The 22138-nt window shown below is 73.0% G+C and carries 19 protein-coding genes and 1 pseudogene; 13 read left to right on the plus strand and 7 right to left on the minus strand.

Annotated features, from left to right (window positions below):
- Positions 1-42 precede the first annotated feature (42 nt).
- From ACLFMI_RS04945 to ACLFMI_RS04970, 6 genes are all read left to right on the plus strand, one after another.
- The gene (locus tag ACLFMI_RS04945) at positions 43-720 is read left to right on the plus strand and encodes an SDR family oxidoreductase (protein ID WP_410946526.1); all 678 of its coding nucleotides are present in this window, start codon (positions 43-45) and stop codon (positions 718-720) included.
- A gap of 193 nt (positions 721-913) precedes the next feature.
- Entirely contained in the window at positions 914-1849 is a 936-nt protein-coding gene (locus ACLFMI_RS04950) for a carbamate kinase (RefSeq protein WP_410946527.1), read from the plus strand.
- Between the two features lie 11 nt (positions 1850-1860).
- Positions 1861-2964 (plus strand): barbiturase, encoded by a 1104-nt coding sequence (gene bar / locus ACLFMI_RS04955; protein ID WP_410946528.1) that lies wholly within the window; start codon positions 1861-1863, stop codon positions 2962-2964.
- A 74-nt stretch (positions 2965-3038) separates the two neighbouring features.
- Entirely contained in the window at positions 3039-4523 is a 1485-nt protein-coding gene (locus ACLFMI_RS04960; protein WP_410946529.1) for a carboxyl transferase domain-containing protein, read from the plus strand.
- A 328-nt stretch (positions 4524-4851) separates the two neighbouring features.
- The gene (locus ACLFMI_RS04965; RefSeq protein ID WP_410946530.1) at positions 4852-6117 is read left to right on the plus strand and encodes an aspartate kinase; all 1266 of its coding nucleotides are present in this window, start codon (positions 4852-4854) and stop codon (positions 6115-6117) included.
- Between the two features lie 6 nt (positions 6118-6123).
- Complete coding sequence (locus ACLFMI_RS04970; protein ID WP_410946531.1) at positions 6124-7206, plus strand: aspartate-semialdehyde dehydrogenase; 1083 nt, start codon at positions 6124-6126, stop codon at positions 7204-7206.
- A gap of 88 nt (positions 7207-7294) precedes the next feature.
- Here the strand turns inward: ACLFMI_RS04970 and ACLFMI_RS04975 are convergent.
- Positions 7295-8263, minus strand: a pseudogene (locus tag ACLFMI_RS04975) (endonuclease/exonuclease/phosphatase family protein); the annotation flags it as partial.
- Positions 8264-8344: 81 nt separating this feature from the next.
- Positions 8345-9547, minus strand: a complete 1203-nt coding sequence (locus ACLFMI_RS04980) for an MFS transporter (protein ID WP_410946532.1) — start codon at positions 9545-9547, stop codon at positions 8345-8347.
- A 90-nt stretch (positions 9548-9637) separates the two neighbouring features.
- Here ACLFMI_RS04980 and ACLFMI_RS04985 point away from each other — a divergent pair, with 90 nt between their 5' ends.
- From ACLFMI_RS04985 to fucP, 3 genes are all read left to right on the plus strand, one after another.
- The gene (locus ACLFMI_RS04985; RefSeq protein WP_410946533.1) at positions 9638-10120 is read left to right on the plus strand and encodes a Fur family transcriptional regulator; all 483 of its coding nucleotides are present in this window, start codon (positions 9638-9640) and stop codon (positions 10118-10120) included.
- Complete coding sequence (locus ACLFMI_RS04990) at positions 10117-11613, plus strand: catalase (RefSeq protein ID WP_410946534.1); 1497 nt, start codon at positions 10117-10119, stop codon at positions 11611-11613. The genes ACLFMI_RS04985 and ACLFMI_RS04990 overlap by 4 nt, the downstream gene beginning before the upstream one ends.
- Before the next feature lie 131 nt (positions 11614-11744).
- On the plus strand, positions 11745-13064 hold the full coding sequence (gene fucP / locus ACLFMI_RS04995) for an L-fucose:H+ symporter permease (RefSeq protein ID WP_410946535.1): 1320 nt from the start codon (positions 11745-11747) through the stop codon (positions 13062-13064).
- A 58-nt stretch (positions 13065-13122) separates the two neighbouring features.
- Here the strand turns inward: fucP and ACLFMI_RS05000 are convergent, their stop codons facing one another.
- Positions 13123-15003, minus strand: a complete 1881-nt coding sequence (locus ACLFMI_RS05000) for a prolyl oligopeptidase family serine peptidase (protein ID WP_410946536.1) — start codon at positions 15001-15003, stop codon at positions 13123-13125.
- 154 nt (positions 15004-15157) lie between these two features.
- On the opposite strand from ACLFMI_RS05000, the gene ACLFMI_RS05005 reads away from it, so the two are divergent.
- The gene (locus tag ACLFMI_RS05005; RefSeq protein WP_410946537.1) at positions 15158-15550 is read left to right on the plus strand and encodes a hypothetical protein; all 393 of its coding nucleotides are present in this window, start codon (positions 15158-15160) and stop codon (positions 15548-15550) included.
- A 10-nt stretch (positions 15551-15560) separates the two neighbouring features.
- On the opposite strand, the gene ACLFMI_RS05010 is transcribed toward ACLFMI_RS05005, so the two are convergent.
- Together ACLFMI_RS05010 and ACLFMI_RS05015 are read right to left on the minus strand one after the other, a co-directional pair.
- Entirely contained in the window at positions 15561-16154 is a 594-nt protein-coding gene (locus tag ACLFMI_RS05010; protein WP_410946538.1) for a TetR/AcrR family transcriptional regulator, read from the minus strand.
- A 66-nt stretch (positions 16155-16220) separates the two neighbouring features.
- Positions 16221-16646 (minus strand): DUF1707 SHOCT-like domain-containing protein, encoded by a 426-nt coding sequence (locus ACLFMI_RS05015; RefSeq protein ID WP_410946539.1) that lies wholly within the window; start codon positions 16644-16646, stop codon positions 16221-16223.
- A gap of 44 nt (positions 16647-16690) precedes the next feature.
- Between ACLFMI_RS05015 and ACLFMI_RS05020 the strand changes: the two genes are divergently transcribed.
- Entirely contained in the window at positions 16691-17185 is a 495-nt protein-coding gene (locus ACLFMI_RS05020; RefSeq protein WP_410946540.1) for a class I SAM-dependent methyltransferase, read from the plus strand.
- 42 nt (positions 17186-17227) lie between these two features.
- On the opposite strand, the gene ACLFMI_RS05025 is transcribed toward ACLFMI_RS05020, so the two are convergent.
- Positions 17228-18190 carry a zinc-binding dehydrogenase gene (locus tag ACLFMI_RS05025; protein ID WP_410946541.1) on the minus strand — a complete coding sequence of 321 codons (963 nt, stop codon included), beginning with the start codon at positions 18188-18190 and terminating at the stop codon, positions 17228-17230.
- 175 nt (positions 18191-18365) lie between these two features.
- Here ACLFMI_RS05025 and ACLFMI_RS05030 point away from each other — a divergent pair, with 175 nt between their 5' ends.
- Positions 18366-19607 (plus strand): ATP-grasp domain-containing protein, encoded by a 1242-nt coding sequence (locus ACLFMI_RS05030; protein ID WP_410946542.1) that lies wholly within the window; start codon positions 18366-18368, stop codon positions 19605-19607.
- A gap of 41 nt (positions 19608-19648) precedes the next feature.
- A complete protein-coding gene (locus ACLFMI_RS05035) occupies positions 19649-21685 on the plus strand; it encodes a hypothetical protein (protein WP_410946543.1) in 2037 nt (678 codons plus the stop codon).
- Positions 21686-21739: 54 nt separating this feature from the next.
- Here ACLFMI_RS05035 and ACLFMI_RS05040 read toward each other — a convergent pair whose 3' ends face one another.
- Positions 21740-21946, minus strand: coding sequence for a hypothetical protein (locus ACLFMI_RS05040; RefSeq protein ID WP_410946544.1), 207 nt, complete (start codon positions 21944-21946; stop codon positions 21740-21742).
- Between the last annotated feature and the right edge of the window lie 192 nt (positions 21947-22138).

Consider the following 22138-nt stretch of genomic DNA (forward strand, 5'->3'; position numbering starts at 1 on the left):
GAACGTGCGGCCCGCGGCGAGCCGGGGCGACGTAGGAGAGGAGTGGGTGCCGTGCTGCGGGTGGCGATCCCCGGGGGCAACGGGAAGACGGGGCGGGCGGTCGCGGCGGCCCTGCGCGAGCGCGGTGCCACGGCCGTTCCGCTGGGGCGCGGCGACCGGGTCGGTGCGGCCGCGGCCGGGTGCGACGCTGCGTACCTGATCGCCCCGAACATGCATCCGGACGAGCCCGCACTGATCGCCGGACTGCTCGACGAGCTGAAGGCCGCGGGCGTCGGGCGGGTCGTCCACCACTCGGTGGCCTCGCCGTACGCCCCGGACATGCCGCACCACCTGGGCAAGGCACGGGCCGAGGATCTCGTCCGCCGGTCCGGTCTGCGCTGGACGATCCTGCAGCCGGGCGCCTACCTGCAGAACCTCGACGTCACCGGACCGGTCCGGGTGCCCTACGACGTCGACGCCGTCTTCGGCTTCGCCGATCTGGCCGACGTCGCGACGGCCGCCGCCACCGTGCTGCTCGAACCCGGCCACGACGGCGCGACCTACGAGCTCGCGTCCCGCACGGCCACCGTCGCCCAACTGGCCGCCGAGGCCGGTGTCACCGCCGAGCGGATTCCCGGGCCCTCCGGCGCCGGGGAGTGGCTCGATGCGATGTTCGCCTACTACGACCGGTACGGCCTGCCGGTCGGCACCCGCACGCTCGCCGCCCTGCTCGACCGCTGAGCACGGCGCCGGCGCCCGCACGTCACGGCGGGTCCGGCTCATCTCACGACAAGGACGGCACCGCCGTGACCCAGCCCTTCCGGCACGCGCTCGCGTGCTGCCGGCGATTCGGCAACACTTGCCAGCGATCCGGCCGACTTTCCGTCTTCGGTGACGGTGATCCAGGTCGCACGGCGAACCTAGGTTCGTCGTCATGAGGGTTCTGCTGGCGCTGGGCGGCAACGCGATGACCGCCGCCGACGGCCGCGCCCGGCCCGAGGACCAGGTCGCCGCGGCCCGGGTCGCGGCGGACGCCGTCGCCGGACTGCTGGCCCGCGACGTCGACGTGGTGCTCACCCACGGCAACGGCCCGCAGGTCGGCAACCTGCTGGTGAAGAACGAGCTGGCCGCGTCGGTCGTCCCGCCGGTCCCGCTGGACTGGTGCGGCGCGCAGACCCAGGGGACGCTCGGCTTCGTCCTGACCACCGCGCTCGACGCGGCGCTGGCCGGCCGCGGGATCGACCGGCGCACCGCCGCCGTCGTCACCCGCACCGTGGTCGCCGCCGACGACCCCGGTTTCAGCCACCCGACCAAGCCGATCGGCCGCTACCTGCCCGCCGACGAGGCCGCGGTGCTGGCCGGGCACGGCCAGCACTGGGAGGACCGCGGCGAGCGCGGGTGGCGCCGGGTCGTCGCCTCGCCGGAACCACGCGAGATCGTCGACGGGCCCGCGATCCGGGCACTCGTCGACGCCGGGTTCGTCGTCGTCGCGGGGGGTGGCGGCGGGATCCCGGTGGTGCGGGCCGGTGACGGGTCACTGCACGGCGTCGAGGCGGTCATCGACAAGGACCTCGGTGCCGCGCAGCTGGCCCGCACCGTGCACGCCGACGTGCTGGTCATCGGCACCGACGTGGCGCGGGCGGTGCTGCGCTTCGGCACCCCGTCGGCCGAGCCGCTGGGCGTCGTGCCGGTGGAGAAGATGCGCGCCCACGCCGCCGAGGGGCACTTCGCCGGCGGCTCCATGGGGCCCAAGGTCGACGCCGCCTGCCGGTTCGTCGAGCACGGCGGCACCCGGGCCGTCATCACCGATCTGGAACACCTGACGGAGTCGCTCACCGGCGACTCCGGAACCGTCGTCGTCCCGTCCTGAGAGGAGTCGTCATGCCCGACGCCATCGAGGTGCGCAAGGTCCCGATCCACTCCGTCGCCGACGCGAGCGAGCTCGCGGCGCTGATCGACTCGGGGACGCTGCGGGCCGAGCGGGTCGTCGCGATCATCGGCAAGACCGAGGGCAACGGCGGGGTCAACGACTACACCCGGATCATCGCCGATCGCGCCTTCCGCGAGGTCCTCATCGAGAAGGGCGCCCCGGCCGAGCAGGTCAAGGAGGTCCCGATCGTCTGGTCCGGCGGCACCGACGGCGTGATCAGCCCGCACGCGACGATCTTCGCGACCGTCCCGCCGGAGGAGGCCACCCGCTCCGACGAGCCGCGCCTGACCGTCGGCTTCGCGATGAGTGAGCAGCTGGCCCCGGAGGACATCGGCCGCACCCCGATGATCACCAAGGTGGCCGACGCCGTGCACGCGGCGATGAAGCGGGCCGGCATCACCGACCCGGCCGACGTGCACTACGTGCAGACCAAGACCCCGCTGCTGACCATCAACACCATCCGCGACGCGCACGCGCGCGGGCAGACGACCCGGCTCGACGAGCCGCACGGATCGATGGACCTGTCCAACGGCTGCACCGCGCTCGGCGTCGCCGTGGCGCTCGGCGAGACCGGGATGCCGACCGACGACGACGTCATGCGCGCCCGCGACCGGTACTCGTCGGTGGCGTCGTGCTCATCCGGGGTGGAGCTGGACCGGGCACAGGTCGTCGTCGTGGGCAACGCCCGCGGGGTCGGCGGCCGTTACCGGATCGGGCACTCGGTCATGAACGACGCCCTGGACGCCGACGGCATCTGGAACGCGATCCGGGATGCCGGGCTGGAGCTGCCGGAGCGCCCGCACGCCTCCGACCTGGGCGACCGGCTGGTGAACGTGTTCCTCAAGTGCGAGGCGTCGCAGGACGGCACCGTCCGCGGCCGGCGCAACGCCATGCTCGACGACTCCGACGTGCACTGGCACCGTCAGATCAAGTCCTGCGTCGGTGGGGTCACCGCGGCCGTCACCGGTGACCCGGCCGTGTTCGTGTCGGTGTCCGCGGCGCACCAGGGGCCGGAGGGCGGGGGTCCGGTCGCCGCCATCGTGGACCTGGGGTGAGCGACTGCCCGGCCGTCTCGTGCTGCGGGGCGGACCGGGTCGGCGAGCGCGGACCACCGGACGAGGAGGAGCACATGGCGACCGCCGAACGGCCCGCTCCGGCCTCGTCCGGGTACCTCGACGCGGTGCTCGACCCGGGGTCGTTCCGCTCGTGGGACGCGCCGGCCGGCACCCCGGCCGGCGCCGACCCCGCATACCGGGCCGAGCTGTGCCGGGCCCGGGTGGCCGCCGGGACCGACGAGTCGGTGATCACCGGCGAGGGCCTCGTGGACGGCGACCCCATCGCCGTGGTCTGCAGCGAGTTCGGCTTCCTCGCCGGCTCGGTCGGCACGGTGGCGGCCGGCCGGATCGTGGCCGCCGCGGAGCGCGCCACGACCGCCCGGCTCCCGCTGCTGCTCGCACCCGCCTCGGGCGGGACCCGGATGCAGGAGGGGACGCCCGCGTTCCTCGCGATGAGCACGATCGCGCGGCAGGTCGGCGCGCACCGCCGGGCCGGCCTACCGGTCGTCGTCCACCTGCGGCACCCGACGACCGGGGGCGCGTTCGCGTCCTGGGGGGCGCTGGGGTCGGTGACGTTCGCCGAGCCCGGTGCGCTCGTCGGATTCCTCGGCCCGCGGGTGTACGAGGCACTGCACGGCCGGCCGTTCCCGCCCGGCGTGCAGACCGCGGAGAACCTGCACGCCCACGGCCTGGTGGACGGGGTGCTCGGCGCCGGTGAGCTGGCTCCGGTGCTGTGCCGGGTGATCGGGCTGACCCGGCACGCCCCGGCCCGACCGGGCCCGCCGCCGCAGCACCGGTCGGAGCCGCAGCACCGGCCGGGACCAGAGGCCGGGGCGTGGACGTCGATCACCGCGACCCGTCGGCCGGACCGCCCGGGCGTCCGTGACCTGCTCGCGGCGGCCCGGGACACCGTGCTGCTGCACGGAACCGGTGCGGGGGAGACCGCGGCCGCCACCCTGCTGTGCCTGACCCGGATCGGGAGGTCCGCGTGCGTGCTGGTCGGACAGGACCGGACGGCCGAACGCGCGGTCGGGTCGGCCGACCTGCGGGTCGCCCGGCGCGGGATGGCCCTGGCCCGCGAGCTGCGCCTGCCGCTGGTGACCGTCGTGGACACCCCCGGCGCGGAGCTGAGCCCGGAGGCCGAGCAGGGAGGGCTCGCCGGGGAGATCGCCCGCTGCCTGGCCGAGCTGTCCGAGCTGCCGGCACCGGTGGTGTCGGTGCTGCTGGGGCAGGGCGGCGGTGGCGCCGCGCTGGCGCTGCTGCCCGCCGATCGGGTCCTGGCGGCACGGCACGCCTGGCTGACCCCGTTACCTCCGGAAGGGGCCGCCGCGATCGTGCACGGGACCGCGGACCGGGCCGGCGAGACCGTCGCCGGGCAGCGGGTGCGCAGCACCGATCTGGCCGAGCTCGGTGTCGTGCACCGGATCGTGGACGAGCTCCCGGACGCCGCCGACGAGCCGGCGGAGTTCGTCTCCCGGACGATGGCCGCGCTCGCCGAGGAGATCCCGGTCGCGGCCGCCGGGCCGCGACACCCGCGGGTGCCCAGCGCCACTCCCTGACCGTCCGGCGTGCCGCCGGGGGCTGCCGGCGGGTGTTCGCCGACGTCTCCCGTACCGGCAGGCAGCGTTACTGCAGCGCACGCCGCGGCGACACCGACGCCGTCCGCCGGCCACCGAGAACGCGGCGCGGCCTAGCAGGGGAGGGCGCCGTACCGCACGACCGTGTGGGGTGGGTCATCGAGGCTGCCCCAGAGCCTGAAATCGGAGGCCCCGCGCCGGTAGTGTGCCGTTCCGACCAGCGTCGCCGGTGCGCCACCACGGTCACCGGCGGCCCAGAAGAGAGAGCACCCGACGGCTCCGACACCCGGAGCCAGGACAGGAGGTCGGCGTGGCCCTCGTCGTGCAGAAGTACGGCGGATCGTCGGTCGAGAGCGCGGAGCGCATCAAGAAGGTCGCCGAGCGGATCGTCCGGACCCGCAAGGAGGGCCATGACGTCGTCGTCGTCGTGTCCGCCATGGGGGACACCACCGACGAACTGACCGATCTCGCCGAACAGATCTCCCCGAAGCCGCCACTCCGCGAGATGGACATGCTGCTCACCGCGGGTGAGCGCATCTCGAACGCGCTGGTGGCGATGGCCATCCACTCGCTCGGCGCCGAGGCGCGGTCGTTCACCGGCTCGCAGGCCGGCATGCTCACGACCTCCCGGCACGGCGACGCGCGGATCACCGATGTGAACCCGTACCGGCTGCGCGAGGCGCTGGACGAGGGGCACATCGTCCTCGTCGCCGGGTTCCAGGGGATGAGCGCGGACTCGAAGGACATCACCACGCTGGGGCGGGGCGGGTCCGACACCACCGCGGTCGCGCTCGCCGCGGCGTTGCAGGCCGACGTCTGCGAGATCTACTCCGACGTCGACGGCGTGTTCTCCGCCGACCCGCGGATCGTCTCCCGGGCCAGCCTGCTGGAGACGGTGACCTACGAGGAGATGCTCGAACTCGCCGCGTCCGGGGCGAAGGTCCTGCACCTGCGGGCGGTCGAGTACGCCCGCCGCTACGGCGTACCGCTGCGGGTACGCAGTTCCTACAACGACAAGCCGGGCACGCTGGTCTCCGGCTCGATCGAGGAGATTCCGTTGGAGAACCCGATCATCACCGGCGTCGCGCACGACCGGTCCGAGGGCAAGATCACGGTGACCGGCGTGCCGGACACCCCCGGCATGGCGGCGAAGATCTTCCGCACGGTCGCCGACGCGGAGATCAACATCGACATGGTCCTGCAGAACATCTCCAACGTCTCGGACAAGAAGACCGACATCACGTTCTCGCTGCCGCGCTCGGACGGCGACCGGGCCGTCACGGCGCTGGAGAAGGTGCAGGCCGAGATCGGCTTCACCGAGCTGATCTACGACAGCGACATCGGCAAGGTCTCGCTGGTCGGCGCCGGGATGCGCAACCACCCGGGCGTCACCGCGACGTTCTGCGAGGCGCTGTCGACGGTCGGCATCAACATCGAGACCATGAACACCTCGGAGATCCGGATCTCGGTGATCTGCCGCTCCGACCAGCTCGACGATGCGGTGCAGGCCCTGCACGAGGCGTTCGACCTGGGCGCCGAGGACGACGTGGTGGTCGCCGCGGGAACGGGCCGGTGAGCTGAGATGAGCCTGAACGACAAGCCCGTCCTGGCGCTGGTCGGCGCGACCGGCGCCGTCGGCACGACGATGATCGACATCATGGACTCCCGCGAGTCCGTGCCGTGGGGCGAGATCCGCCTGATCGCCTCGGCCCGCTCGGCGGGCAAGGTGCTGCGGGTCCGCGGCGAGGACGTCACGGTCGTCGCGCTCGAGCCCGAGGTGTTCGACGGCGTCGACATCGCGATGTTCGACGTCCCGGACGAGGTCAGCGCCGAGTGGGCGCCGATCGCGGCGTCCCGCGGTGCGGTCGCGGTGGACAACTCCGGTGCGTTCCGGATGGATCCCGAGGTGCCGCTGGTGGTGCCCGAGGTGAACCCGGAGAAGGTCACCGAGCGCCCCAAGGGCATCATCGCGAACCCGAACTGCACGACGCTGTCGATGATGGCCGCGATGGGCGCGCTGCACCGCGAGTTCGGCCTGGAGTCGCTGGTCGTGGCCTCGTACCAGGCAGCGTCCGGGGCCGGGCAGCCCGGCATCGACCAGCTCTACGCCGAGATCGAGGCGCTGGCCGGCAAGCAGGCCGGCAACGTCTCCGGTGACGTCGCGAAGGCGCTCACCGACGCCGGCGTGCCGGTCGGGTCCGCGGCGGGCTCGCCGTTCCCGGCCCCGCTGGCGCTGAACGTGGTGCCGTGGGCCGGCTCGGTCAAGGACGACGGTTGGTCGTCCGAGGAGCTGAAGGTCCGCAACGAGTCCCGAAAGATCCTGGGCATCCCGGAGCTGAAGGTCTCCGCGACCTGCGTGCGGGTCCCGGTCGTCACCACGCACGCGCTGTCGATCCACGCGACGTTCTCCCGGGACGTGCCGGTCGAGGCTGCCCGCAAGGTGCTCGCCGCGCAGTCGACGATCGTCGTCAAGGACGACCCGGCCGCCGGCGAGTGGCCGACCCCGGCCGACGTCGTCGGCGGGGACCCGACCGTGGTGGGCCGGATCCGGCAGGCGCTGGACTTCCCGAACACCCTGGAGCTGTTCGTGTGCGGCGACAACCTGCGTAAGGGCGCCGCGCTGAACACCTACGAGGTCGCCGAGACGGTCGCGCGGGCGGGCTGACGCCCCCGTGAGTGGTGGGGGGGGGGCGGGCCGCGCCCACCCCTCCCGGGCCGCGCAGCGTCGTCACGATCGCGCGGTGGTCGGTGCCGGGCACCAGGTGCACCGAGAACGACTCCGCCACGATGCCCTGGTTGCTCAGCACGTGGTCGATCTGCGGGCCCATCCACTCCGGCGCGAACGTCGGCCAGGTGCCGGCCAGGCCGTTCCCGGTCTGCGCACCGGCGTCGCTGCACCCGGCCATCGCGTCGCGCAGGACCGAGTGGTCCAGCGTCGCGTTGAAGTCCCCGGCGACGACGGCGGGCGTGTCCGCACCGCACCACTGCTGCAGGTGTCCCACGTCCTCGCGCCACTGCCCGACCGAGCGCGGCACCGGCGCGACCGAGTGGAAGGCGACGAACCGCAGGTCGCCCAGCTCGCCGCCGGTCGCCTCGATGGAGTGGAACCGGGTGTCCTCGCCGACCCGGGTCCGGACGTCGCCGAGCCGGTCCGCCCAGGCGACGGTGTTGCCGCGCACGTCGGCCTCGCGCCGGGACACCGACGACTCCATCGAGTACCCCAGCGGGGTCAGCAGCGGCTCAAGCTCGCGCAGGTAGCGGCCACCGGCCTCGGGGATCGAGACGATGTCCGGGTCCTCGGCGCGGATCAGCGCCGCCAGCGAGTCGGCGTCGGCCTCGCCCTCGTAGACGTTGAGGGACAGCACCGTCAGCGCCCGGCCGCCGCCAGGTGCGGGTTCGGCGACCGTGCGCGGCGCCACCAGGGCGGCACCGACCAGTGCGACCAGCAGCAGCGCGACCGGGACCGGCCAGAACCGGCGGTGGAACGCCGTCACGATCGCGGCCGGCACCGCGACCGCGGCCACGGCGCCGACGAACAGCGGCCGGAACGCGATCAGCTGGGCGAACGGGAAGTACCGGTCCGCGCCGACCAGGTCCGGCAGCAGCAGCCCCGCGGCGCCCAGACCGAGCACGGATGCCCACACCCAGCGCGGCCGTCCCCGGCGGCGCGGGCCGCGGGGATTCGGCTGGGTGGTGGAGTCGGGTCGGGGCGGCGCGCTCATCGAGATCCAGTCTGCCCGAGCGCGGGGCCCGGCCACCGGTTACCGGGTGGTTCTGCGCCGATCGCCTGTGGCCCCTCTCAGCTACCGGCTTGGGCGAACGCGTCCCGGCTGCATCAGCAGCGCCGCCGCCCCGGCCACGAGCACCGCGACCGAGCCACAGGCCAGGATCGCCACCGCCGGTGACGCGGCGTCGACCAGGAACCCGGACAGCGGGTTCGCCAGCGCGATCCCGATCGTCGCCGCCGAGCCCTGCAGGCCGGTGACCATGCCGCGCACCGCGTCCGGCGCGAGCTCCCCGACGGCGTCGCTGCCGGCCGCCAGCGTCGGTGCGGTGAGCAGGCCGGCCGGCAGCAGCAGGAACAGCAGGCTCCACCAGGACCAGGCCAGGGCCACCGGCAGCGTGGCGACGCCGAGCACGACGAGCAGCAGCGGTAGCGGGGCACCGCGTCGGGCCGCGCCGTAGGCGAACCCGCCGAGCAGCGACGCGACGCACCACACCGCGTTCACCACGGCGATCGCCCAGGCCTGGCCGGACCCGGTCAGCGCCGCGATGAACGCCACCTCGGTGCCGATGATCGCGATGACGGCCGCCGCGACCGCCAGCAACGCCCCGACCAGCGGCCGGCTCAGCCAGTCCCGCACCGGTGGCCGGGAGGTGGGGCGCTCGCCGTCGGCCCGGACCGGCGGGTTCAGCCACCACAGCGCGATCCCGGCGAGGACGAACCCCGCCCCGACCACCCGCATGGTCACCGCGCTGCCCAGCGAGACCGTCAGCAGCGAGCCGATCGCCGGGCCGGTCATGTAGGACAGCTCGACCGACATCGAGTCCAGCGCGAACGCGGGGCGCCGCTGCCCGGCCGGGACCACGGCGGCGATCACCTGCCGGACCAGGGAGAACACCGGCAGCGTCAGCACCCCGGCGACGAACGCGGCGCCGAGCAGCCCGGCGTAGCCCAGCCCCGGCGCGACCGACCAGAAGGCCACCCCGGCGGCCACGGTCAGGGCCACCACCGGGCGCAGCCCGCGCCGGTCGATCAGCGACCCGAGCAGCGGGGCGCCGATCGCCATCCCGGTCGGCACCGCCGCGGCGACCAGCCCGGCCGCACCGAAGCCGTAGCCCAGGGTCAGGACGGTGTGCAGGGTCAGTGTCACGCCGACCGCGGTGGCCGGGATCCGCGCCGCCATCCCGATCGCGGTGACAGACCCGACCCCGGGGCGGCGCAGCACGTCGGCGAACGCCCCGAGCCCGGTGCGCGGCGGATCGGTGCGGGCGAGGTCGGTCACCACCCCATCCTGCCGCGCGACCGCTCGCCCGGCCGCCGCCCGTACGCGGAAATCTGGTTTGGTTCCAGAAAGTCCGGGAACCCAGGAGACATGGACCACCGGACGACCGAGGCGGCCGCGCAGCTGCGGGCCACCGGCCTGCGGGTCACGGCCCCGCGGGTCGCGGTGCTGGAGGCGCTCGCCGACCACCCGCACGCCACCGCGGACACGGTGACCCGCCTGGCCCGGTCCCGGCTCGGGACGGTCTCGGTCCAGGCGGTCTACGACGTGCTCGGGGCCTGCACCGAGGCCGGTCTGGTCCGCCGGATCGACCCGGCCGGGTCGCCGGCCCGGTTCGAGACCAGGACCGGGGACAACCACCACCACCTGGTCTGTCGCGGGTGCGGCCGGATCGTCGACGTCGACTGCGTCGTCGGCGCCCGCCCGTGCCTGGCCCCCGACGACGACGCCGGCTTCCGGTTGGAGGAGGCCGAGGTCGTCTTCTGGGGTCTGTGTCCCGACTGTCGGGTCGGGGAAGCCCCTGCAGGAACGACCGCAACCACCCACCACGTGCACAAGGAGTCGCGGCAGTGACCACGTCCCAGCCCCAGCCGACCACCACCGATTCCGGCAGCCCGGTCGCCAGTGACGAGCACTCGCTGACCGTCGGTCCGGACGGCCCGATCCTGCTCAACGACCACTACCTGATCGAGCAGATGGCCCAGTTCAACCGGGAGCGCATCCCGGAGCGGCAGCCGCACGCCAAGGGCGGGGGCGCGTTCGGGACGTTCCGGGTCACCGGCGACGTCAGCGCCTACACCCGGGCCGCGGTCTTCCAGCCCGGCGCCGAGACGGAGATGGTCGCCCGGTTCTCCACCGTCGCCGGTGAGCGAGGCAGCCCCGACACCTGGCGTGACCCGCGCGGTTTCGCGCTGAAGTTCTACACGTCCGAGGGCAACCTCGACCTCGTGTGCAACAACACCCCGGTGTTCTTCATCCGTGACCCGATGAAGTTCCAGCACTTCATCCGCTCGCAGAAGCGGCTGGCGGGCAACAACCTGCGCGACGCCGACATGCAGTGGGACTTCTGGACGCTGTCGCCGGAGTCGGCGCACCAGGTCACCTGGCTGATGGGGGATCGCGGGATCCCGAAGACCTGGCGGCACATGAACGGCTACTCCAGCCACACCTACTCCTGGGTGAACGCCGCCGGCGAGCAGTTCTGGGTGAAGTACCACTTCAAGTGCGACCAGGGCGTCGAGTGCCTCACCCAGTCCGAGGCCGACCACCTCGCAGGCGAGGACGGCGACGCCCACCAGCGCGACCTGTACGACGCGATCGGGCGCGGCGAGTTCCCGACCTGGACGCTGAAGGTGCAGGTCATGCCGTTCGAGGACGCGAAGACCTACCGGTTCAACCCGTTCGACCTCACCAAGGTCTGGCCGCACGCCGACTACCCGCTGATCGAGGTCGGCAAGATGGAGCTGAACCGCAACGTCACCGACTACCACACCGAGATGGAGCAGGCGGCGTTCCAGCCGAACAACATCGTGCCGGGCACCGGCCTCTCGCCGGACAAGATGCTGCTGGGCCGCGGGTTCTCCTACTCCGACGCGCACCGCGCCCGGCTCGGCGTGAACTACCAGCAGATCCCGGTCAACCGGCCCAAGTCGCCCGTCCACAGCTACTCGAAGGACGGCGGCATGCGGATCGAGAACGTCACCGACCCGGTGTACGCGCCGAACTCGCAGGGCGGTCCGGCGGCCGACCCGCAGCGTGCGAACTACTCGAACATGTTCGCCGTCGACGGCGAGATGGTCCAGCAGGCCTACACGCTGCGTGCCGAGGACGACGACTACGGCCAGCCCCACACCCTGATCAACGAGGTGATGGACGAGGCCGCGCGTGAGCGGCTGGTGCACAACGTCGCGGGTGCGGCCGCGGGCGTGCGCTCGGACGAGATCCGCGAGCGCGTCTACCAGTACTGGAAGAACATCGACAAGGCGATCGGTGACCGGATCGAGGCCGCGATCAAGGGTCATCTGGCGCAGAACGAGTCGCTGAAGGGCGGCGGCCGGTTCGACTGACCCGACCCGCGCGCCTCGACGACCCCCGGGCACAGCCCCGGGGGTCGTCGTGTGTCCGGTGAGGTGTTCGGCGCGGGCCCTCGCGGGTTACGTTGCGTCCCGACACCGAACTCGGCGCAAAGGGGCGCACCGTGCTGATCCGGAATCCGGCCCGGCAGCTGGACTCGGGCTACCTGGACCGCACGCCGTGGTTCCAGTTCATCCTGCTGTCGCTGCTGTTCCCGATGTGGGGTGCGGCGGCGGGCCTCAACGACATCCTGATCACCCAGTTCAAGCACGTCTTCACGCTGTCCGACGCGGCGACGGCGTTCGTCCAGTCCGCGTTCTACGGCGGCTACTTCCTCATCGCGATCCCGGCGTCGCGGATCATCCGGCGGACGTCGTACAAGGTCGGCGTCCTGATCGGACTGTCGGTCTACATCGTCGGCTGCGCGCTGTTCTTCCCCGCCAGCACCCTCGCGACCTACGGGATGTTCCTGTTCTGCATCTTCGCGATCGCGGTCGGGTTGAGCTTCCTGGAGACGAGCGCGAACACCTACTCGTCCATGCTCGGTCCGCGCGAGAGCGGGACGCTGCGGCTGAACATCTCCCAGACGTTCACCCCGATCGGGAACCTGCTCGGGGTGATCCTCGGCAAGTACCTGATCTTCGGCACCGGGGACTCGATCGAGGCGCAGATGGACGCCGCCCCGACGGCCGAGGCGAAGGCGGCGCTGGGCGAGGACCTGCTGCTCAACACCCTGCGCCCGTACGCCTACATCCTCGTCGTCCTGGTCTGCCTGCTGGTGCTGTTCGTGATCACCGACTACCCGCGGGCCAAGCCGGCCGGCCCTGCGGAGCCGCAGCGGGCCGGGCTCGCCGAGACGCTGCGGGTCCTGGCGCGCACCGCGCAGTACCGCAAGGGCATCGTCGCCCAGTTCCTCTACGTCGGCCTGCAGACGGCCGTGTGGTCGTTCACGATCCGGCTCGGCTTGGAGCTCTTCCCGGAGATGAACGAGCGCGAGGCGACCGACTTCATGATCGTCGGCTTCGTCTGCTTCCTGGTCGGCAAGTTCGTGGCGAACTGGCTGATCGCCCGGCACTCCGCGGCCCGGGTGCTGGTCGCCTACTGCGGGATCGGTGCGGTGCTGCTGCTGTTGGCCGCGTTCGGGCCGGCCAGCGTCGCGATCTGGCTGGTGATCGCGTCCAACCTGCTGATGGGCCCGTGCTGGCCGACGATCTTCGGACAGACCCTGGACACCATCGAGGACAAGCGCCACCAGGAGACCGGGGGAGCGATCCTGGTGATGGCCATCGTCGGCGGCGCGGTCGTCCCGGTGCTGCAGGGCGGGGTGTCCGACCTGCTCGGATCGCTGCAGCACTCGTTCGTCGTCTCGGCGGCCTGCTTCCTGGGGATCCTGCTGTACTTCCGCAGCAACCTCCGCTCCTCCGCCGCGACCAGGAGCTCGTGATCGTCGTGCGGGTGTCGATCGGTGCCGTCGAGGGCACCGATCGACATCGGGTCCGCGATCACCGCGCGGGGCAGCTCCGGCCGACCAGCGTCCGCCGCACGAAGTCGATCTCGGTGGCGATCAGGTCCAGCTGGTCGGAGACGACGAGCGAGCCGTGGCCGGCGTCGAACCGGCTGACCTCGTAGGGCACGTCGCCACGCGCGGCGAGGGCGTCCAGGTAGTTGTCGATCTGCCGGATCGGGCACCGTGGGTCGTTCTCCCCGGCCAGCACCAGCACCGGGACGCGTACCGCGTGCACGTAGGTCGACGGGGACGCCTCCCGGTACAGCTGTGGCAGCTCGTCCGGGGACCCGCCGAACAGCGCCCGGTCGAAGGCCCGCAGCTGCTCCATCTCGTCGGCGTAGGCGGCGACGTAGTCGGCGACCGGCACCCCCGCGACGGCGGCCGCCCAGCGGCCGGGCTGGGTGCCCGCGGCCAGCAGCGCCAGGTAGCCGCCCCAGGACCAGCCGTCGACGGCGCACCGGGCGGCGTCCAGGGTGCCGTCACCGACCAGGGCGTCCTGCACGGCGGCGACGTCGGCCAGCTCGGTCAGCCCGGGCCGGCCCTCGATCGCGTCCCGCCAGGCCGAGCCGTAGCCGGTGGAGCCGCGGTAGTTCACCTCGACGACGGTGAACCCGGCCTCGACCCAGGTGGCGCGGCCGGCGTCGAACCGGTCCTCGTCGGCGGCCTGCGGGCCGCCGTGCAGTACGAACACCGCGGACGCCGGAGCGCCGCCGGACCGGGGCGCCTCGGTGACCAGCGCGTGCACCGATCCGGCAGGCCCCTCGGCCCACACGTCACGCACCGGCAGCGACCCGGGCGGACGCGCGCCGGGCGGGAGGAGCAGCACCTCGTCGCTGCCGTCCGGGTGCAGGGCCCGGATCTGTGACGGCGTCGCCGCGGACGAACACGAGTACTCGACGGTGCCGTCGTTGCGGACCTCGGCCGAACCGACGCAGCCCGCGGCGACCCGCAGCTCGGTCAGCTCGCCTGCGGCCGGGTCGTAGCGGTACAGCCGGGTCCGGGCGGCGTGCGTGTGCGCGACGAGCAGCGCCGTCCCGTCCGGGGTGAACCCGCCGACCAGCTCGCCCGGCAGGTCGATCTCCAGCTCGGTCTCGACCCCGGTCGTCGGGTCCCAGATCAACAGCTCCTCGCGGCCGCGACGCTCGTGCCCGACCAGCAGCCGCTGGTCCCCGGCGACCGGGGAGAACTCCAGCGGGGCGAGCCCCTTCCCGGGCCCGTCGTGCAGCTCGCCGACCGTCTCGATACGCCCGCCGTCGATCCGCAGCACCCGCAGCGAGGGGTGCCGGGAGTCGCCGTGCTCGGAGTGCGAGATCGCCAGCAGCGTCTCGTCCTCGGACAGCGCGCCGACCGAGGCGTCCTCGGTGTGCGTGTAGACGACGCGGGCGGGCTCCGCGGACCCGCGCTCGTGCACCAGCAGCGTGCTGCCGTCGTCGGTGGAGACGCCCAGCGCGGTCGTCCGGCGCCCGATCTCCAGGCCCGCCGAGTAGCCGTCCCCGACGCCGGGGACGGCGGGCACGGTGTCCGCGCCCGCCCCGGCCGCGAACGGCTGCGCCACCCAGTGGCCGAACTCGTCGCCGTCGGTGTCGGCGAACCACCAGACGGCTCCGCCGTCCGGCGGCAGGGTCGCCGAGGTCGTGCCGGTGCGCCGGTCGGTGACCCGGCGGTGCTCGTCGCTCCCGCGGTCCCAGACGTGGATCTCGAAGGTGCCCGAGGCGTTCGAGACGTAGACGTTGCGCTGCGGCGCGTCCTCGGCCCACGAGGGGCGCGACATCCGCGCCGCGGTGAACCGGGACCGCCAGCGGGCCTCGCGCTCGTCGTCGAACAGCCGGTCGGGGACCGGGGCCGTGGGGTGGCTGCGGGCGCTTCCGGTGCTCACGGGCGGCTCGGTGGTCACGCCCGTGATCGTGCCCGGTCCGCGTGTCCCGGGGTCCCGGCGGGGTGGGTGCGCCCGTGCGGCAGAGTGGATCGCCCGCGACCGTGGATGGAGGACGATCGTGCGACCCGCCGCGTCCCGCCGTGCCGTTCGGGCTGTGCGGGCGTTGCTCGCCGGGACGCTCGTCGTGGGTGTGCTCACCGGGTGCGCGGCGGCGCCGGGACGCACGTCGTCGGCCGGTCCGACCGTCACCGCGACCGCGCAGCCCTCGAACGTCGTCCGGGTCCGGTTCGACCACGAGACCCGGCACCACGAGGAGCCGCTGCGCTCGGTCGTCGTGCCGCGGGGTGCCACGGTGGAGCTGGTCGTGGGCAGCGACGTGGCCCGCCGGGTGCTGGTGCCCGAGCTGGGCCGGGCCCTCGACGTGACGGCCGGCGGGACCGTGACGATCCGGTTCCTGGCCCTCGGGACGCTCTCGGTGCGGATCGCCGAGGCCGGAGCGGTCCGCGGCGGGACCGTGATCGGCCGGGTGGTGCCCCGGATCCTGTGACGGGCCCGGGTCAGACGAAGGTGTCGGTGCGCCCGGCGATCTCCCGCAGACCGTCCGCGATGTCGATCCCGGTCGGGGCGGTGTCCGGGTCGAGCAGCCACTGCACCATGACACCGGTCAGCAGCGCCTGGTAGACGGTCCCCAGCACGTGCGCGCGCCGGTCGGCGGCCGCCGGGTCGTCGGGCAGCGTGTGGAAGGTCAGTGCCAGCCCCTCCCGGACCTCGCGCTGCGCCTCGGCGAGCGCGGTGCGCAGCTCGGGCAGCCGCTCGGCCTGGGCGAGGGCCTCGACGTGGGTGGCCCACAGGCGTCGCTGGGAGGAGAAGAGCCCGATCACCCGGCTCCAGGTGTCCGCGACCCGGCGGTCCGGATCGGACGCCGCGATGTTGTCGGGCTCGGCCAGCGCCCGGTCCAGCTCCTCGCTCCACGCCGTCGTCGCACCCATCAGAGCCTCGGTGAGCAGGGCGTCCTTGGAACCGAAGTGGTAGCCGATGGAGGCGAGGTTCGTGCCGGAGGCGGACACGACGTCCCGGGCCGTGGTCCGGCCGAAGCCCTTCTCGTAGAGGCACTGCGCGGCCCCGTCCAGCAGCTCCTCGCGGTGTCCCATGATCGGAAAACTATCGGGTCGACACGATCGTCCGTACACCGGCCGTTCATCCGATCCGTGCAGCGCTCAGCCGCCGCGTCGGGGCCGGCCGATCCCGGAGACGTAGAGGGTCAGCAGCACCGCCCCCGGCGGCGCCGCGATCCACAGGAACCACGGGTACTCGAGGCCGGTGGTGGCGGCGACGATCCCCCAGCCGGAGACCGCCACCGCGGTCAGACACATCCAGATGATCGCCAGCACCTTCATCGCGACGCCGCCGGGGGAGTCCGCGAAGATCGGCCCGTCGCGACGCACCCGCTCGGGGGCGGGCAGGTCCCGGGTCACCCGGGTCAGGTCGCCGCGGGTGCGCATCCGCCAGACCTCGGAGACCCGCTCGTCGAACTCGGTCAGGTCGATGAAGCCCTCGTCGTGCGCGGCCCGCAACCGGTCGGCGACCGACTGCCGGTCGGCGTCGGAGATCCGGACGTCGTCGGGGCGGACGGGCTCGTTCACGCCGTCGATGATGCCAGGGCCCGGCGTTCTGCCAGGCTGGTTCCGTGACGCGTCGGGTGGTGCCGGACCGGGTCCGGTGGGCGGTGTCGGTGGTCGGTGCCGGCCCGGCGACGCGGGTGCTCGAGATCGGATGCGGGCCGGGCGCGGCCGCCGAGCTGATCTGCCCGGGGCTCACCGGGGGCGGCCGGATGCTCGCGGTGGACCGGTCGGCCGTCGCGGTGCGTCGGACGAGCGAGCGGAACGCGGCGCACGTGGCCGCCGGGGTGCTCGAGGTCCGGGAGTCGTCGCTGGCCGGTCTGGTGCTGCCGGATGCGTCGACCGAGGTCGCCTTCTCCGTGAACGTGAACGTGTTCTGGACCCGCGATCCCGGGCCGGAGCTGGCGGTGCTGCGCGCCGCTCTGGACCCCGGCGGGGAGCTGCACGTGCTCTACGAGGGCGCGCCGCCTGCCGCGGTGCGGGACGGGCTGGAGCGGCACGGCTGGTCGGTCCGGCCGGTGTCCGGCCCCGGCGGGGCCGGGGTCACGGCAGTCCCTGAGTGACCGGCGGCCCGTCTGCACGGGGCTGGACTCTCGGCGTCGGGATCAGGGCGCGAGCACCAGCTTCCCGACGGCGGTGCGCTCGGCGTGGCGGCGGGTGGCCTCGGCGGCGGCGGTCAGCGGCAACCGCTCGGGCCGGGGCGGGTGCAGCTCGCCCCTGGCGATCCGCTCCAGTACCCGGCCGGCGAGGTCGCGGGCCGCGATCGGGTCGGTCCGCGACCAGTCCCCCCAGTCGACGCCGACGACGGTCCGGTTGCGCAGCAGAACGACGTTCGCCGGCAGCCGGGGAATCTCCCCGGAGGTGAACCCGATGACGCAGAACCGTCCGCCGGCACCCAGGGCCCGCAGCGCGGCCTCCGCGGACGGGCCGCCGACCGGGTCGAGGACCACGTCCGCCCCGCCGCCGGTCCGTTCCCGGATCGCGTCCTTGAGCGCGCCGGGGCCCTCGCCGTAGCCGACCGCGTCCTCGGCGCCGGCGGCCAGCGCCGCCGCGCGCTTGTCCGGTGTGGACGCGACGGCCAGTACCCGGGCGCCGGCGGCGCGGGCCTGGTCGACGGCGGCGAGCCCGATCCCGCCGCCGGCCCCGAGCACGACGACCCGCTCGCCCGGGCCGACCGGGACCCGGTGCTCGAGGGCGAAGGCGACCGTCCCGTAGCCCTCCATCGACGACGCCGCGACCCCGGCGTCCACGCCGTCGGGCACCGGCACCACGAGGTCCGCGTCCACCACGACGTGCGAGGCGAACCCGCCGACCAGGCCCAGCAGGGCCGCGACCCGCTCGCCGGCCCGCGGGCCCGCGGCGACGGTGCCGGCGACCGCGCTGCCCGGGGTGAAGGGCAGCTCGGGGCGCAGCTGGTAGCCGCCGCGGGCGATCAGGCCGTCGACGAAGCTGACCGCGGCCGCCTCCACGGCGACCAGCAGCTCGTCCGGGCCGGGCTCGGGCGTCGGTTCCTCGACGACCTCCAGCCGCTCCGGATCGGTGAACTCCCGGCAGAGCACCCGTCGCACCAGCAACCTCCCGTGTCGTGAACCGTCGGTGTCCCACCGAGCCTGCCAGGCGTGGTCGACAGGCCCGCCCGATGCGGATGCTTCCTGCGCTCCGCGGCCCGAACACCCGCGCGGTAGGGTGCCGCCAGGTCAGCCGCCGAACAGGAATTGCGTCGAAGCGGAGGGAAGCGCCCCGATGCCAGAGCCCGAGCCGGTCACGAAAGACCCAGAAAAGGGATACGTAGCGCTACTCGGGTGGAGTCTCAACGCCGTCGAAGCCCTCGATCGCTTCGACCGGCGGTACGTCGTCGTGGCACCGGACTGGGCCGAGGAGTACTGCGCCGAACACGACATCCCCTACGTGCCGTGGAACTTCGAGCGGCTCAACGACCGCTCGATGGAGATCGCGGAGACCCTCCAGAAGGAGGGTGTCGACGTCGCGATCCCGCTGTTCGAGGAGACCGTCGAGTGGGCCGGGGCGATCAACTCGGTCCTGCTGGACAACCCGCGCCTGTTCGGCCAGGCCATGCTGCTGCGGGACAAGGCGCTGATGAAGCGCCGGGCGCAGCTCGGCGGCATCCGGGTCGGGATCTTCGAGGAGGCTCACGACCGGGACGACATCATCCGTTTCCTGAAGCGGGTCAACCAGACGCTGCTCAAGCTCGACGGTGACCCGAACGACCCGATCCACCTCAAGGCGTTCGACAAGGCCGGTTGTCTCGGGCATCGCGTCATCCGCACTCCGGACGAGGTCGACACCATTCCGGAGGAGGAGTTCCCGGTCCTGATGGAATCCCATCTGGACGGCTGGGAATTCGCCGTGGAAGCCTGGATCCACAAGGGTAAGATCAAGTTCCTGAACATATCGGAATACGTCACGCTCGGCTATTCGGTGTTCGTTCCGGCGACTCCGGAGTTGGAGCGTTACCGGCCGCAGATCACGGCCCAGATCGAGAAGCTGATCAAGACCTTCGACATCGACTTCGGCTTCGTGCACCCGGAGTACTTCGTCACCAGCGACGGTGAGATGTACTTCGGGGAGGTCGCCTACCGGCCGCCGGGGTTCAAGGTCTTCGAGCTCCTGGAGCGCGCCTACGGGTTCAACGCCTACCAGGCGCTGGTCCTGGCGTTCGACCCGAAGACGACCGAGGAGGAGGTCGACGCCTTCTTCCCGCGCGAGGTGGAGGGCGCCGCCGGGGTGGCCGGCTGCTTCGGCGTCTACCCGCGCCGCCGGGTGGTCAGCGAGCTGGAGATCCCGGAGGAGACCGAGGACGACGACTACTACGAGTCGCACGACCTCTCGGCCCCGCAGGAGGAGACCGTCACCAAGCGGACCGCGTTCGGCACGCACTGGGGTCTGCTGTACTTCTTCGGCGATGACCCGTACCGGATGCGTGACCTGCTGAAGAAACAGGAAGAGCTCGACTTCTACGTCTGAGGTGCCCCCGGGGGCCACCTCGGGGACTTCGGGGAAGTGTGGTGAGTCCGATCGTTGAGCCCACCGGCGCCACGGAGCCGGGCCAGGCGCTGACCAGACGCCTGGCCCAGCTCGACGACGCCACCCGGGCCATGGCGGAGACCCGTGATTTCGGCAAGCCCGGCAAGCTGCGACGGGTGCTGGAGGCGCTGCGGCGGGTGCTGCTGCAGCCCGGCGGGTGCGCGGCCGTGCAGGCCCGTGCCGCCGCGCTGGAGGACGCCGGGTTGTTCCTGGGCACCGACTGGGCGTCCCCGGACATCCTGGTGCCCGCGCTCGTCGGCCCCGGTCTGCAGAGCGGGTCGGTCGACACGGTCGTGCTGGAGGCGACCAGCGAGCTGCGGATGCTGGCGATCGCCGCCGGGGAGTACGCCCACCCCTCGTTCACCGCCGAGGACGCGCGGCAGTTCCTGTCGCAGGTGCTGGCGATGAACCTCGAGCTGCTGTTCACGCCGCCGACCGAGGCGGAGCGGACCCGGCAGGGGCGTACCGCGCAACTGGTCCGGGACCTGTTCAAGCACGTCGCCGAACAGGTCGGCTACGACACCGTGCTGGACCGGCTGGTCGAGGAGATCTGGCGGATCCTGCGCCAGCGCCCGATCCAGACCGACCAGGTACAGGCGCTGATCACCCGGATCGCGATCTACCGGGGCGATCCGGACGTCGAGCTCACCTCGTCCGGGCAGGGCATCGACCGGCTGATCACCAGCCTGTTCGGGACCACCGAGGCCTGCCGGGAGGACCCCGGCATCGAGGTGTTCCGGTCCCGGCTGGAAGCGATGGACGCGCCGGGCCTGCAGTACGAGGCCAGCGGCTTCGCCCGCGCGATGCACGACACCGGGCTGGTGTCGCCGTACCACGCGGAACTGCTGCAGTTCCTGCGGCACGAGAGCGACTACCTGCTCGGCGAGGCCCTGGGGCTGTCCGAGACCGGCCGGAACTGCCTGCTGCGCTACCACGACCTGGTGCACCGGCTGATCGAGGCGGCGGTGCACCCGCAGACCGCACAGTGCATCTACGGGCTCGCGCTGCTGCTCGACCGCGGGATCCTCTACGAACCGCCGGTCGTGCCGGCGCTCTGGCGTCAGCTGTCGCTGCCGCTGTCGGCGCACGCCCGGGAACGGTTGACCGCGGCGTTCGGGAGCGAGCTGCGGCCGGAGGACCGGCTGCTCGCCGGGGTGCTGTCGATGCTGGGCCTGCCGCTGGGTGTCGGGCAGGGCGACAACCCGACCTGCCAGTCGGCGCGGGCGCTGTCGATGTGGGCCTACAACGACCCGGACTACCTGCTCGAGATGGTGGCCTGGGCGGCCCGCGACGACGAGATCATCATGCACTTCGAGGGACAGTCGATCTCGTCGCAGGAGAGCTCCGGCGGGGTCGCGACGACGCTGCCCGTCGACCTCGACCCGGTGTCGCTGCTGGTCGTGCCGCACCTGGACCGGATCTACGCGGAGATGGGTCGCCGGTGCGCGGACCGCCCGGGTGATCCGCACCGCTGGGTGAACCCCGAGTTCCACGGCTGGTGGGCCGCGCGCGGGTTCCGGATCAACGTCGACGTCGGGACCGGCAACCTGGTCGACCTCGACGAGTTCCTCCGGGACTTCTACGCCGGCTACCACCCGGCCTACAACGGCGGGCAGCCACTGATCCACCCGCAGCCGGCGGGCATCGCGGCCACCGACAGCGGGGCCCGCTACGTCGGCTGGCACGCCATCACGATCCTGCGCGCGGCCCCGGACCCGCAGGACGTCATGCGGGTCTACTTCTACAACCCGAACAACGACAGCGGCCAGGACTGGGGCGACGGCGTGGTCGTGTCGACCGCGGGCAACGGCGAGCGGTTCGGCGAGGGGTCGTTGCCGTTCGACCAGTTCGCGTCCCGGCTCTACATCTTCCACGTCGACCCGCTGGAGCGGGGGGAGCCGGAGAAGGTCCCGGGTGAGGAGATCGAGCGGGTCACCGGCTTCATCGAGCGCAGCTGGGGTGCCGACCGGCTGCCGGGCGGCCAACTGCAGGCGACGGAGGGGGCGTCGCCGGCCTGACCGTGCCGGCGTGCCCTTCGGAGCGGAGCTCCCGGCGCCGGGCCGGTACCGGGGTCAGCGACCGGCGTCGGTCCGTGCCCGACGCCGGTGGTGGTCGCGCACCAGCAGCCCACCGGACACGAGCGCGAGGACGCCGAACGCCGACCCGACGGCGGCCGGCAGTGCCAGGACCGCGCTGATGACGTCGGCGGCGAGGGCGAGGATCAGGAGCAGCCACAGGACGCGGCGGTGCGTACCGGTGGTGAGCGCAGTGCTGGACATCGAAGTCACCTCTCGTCGTGGGGACGTCCCCGTTGCTGTCCGATGTGGTCCAGTCTGGCCACGGCGTGCGCGCGGCACATCGTTCCGAGGTGCGCAGTCCCCGGTCGCCACCTTTCGATGGAGGCGACCGGGCGGTGATCGACGGTGCGTCGTCGTACCCCGATGATGGGACGAGCCGTCCGGCGACGACCG

It is taken from the genome of Pseudonocardia nantongensis, assembly GCF_046546495.1.
Taxonomy (GTDB): Bacteria; Actinomycetota; Actinomycetes; order Mycobacteriales; family Pseudonocardiaceae; genus Pseudonocardia; species Pseudonocardia nantongensis.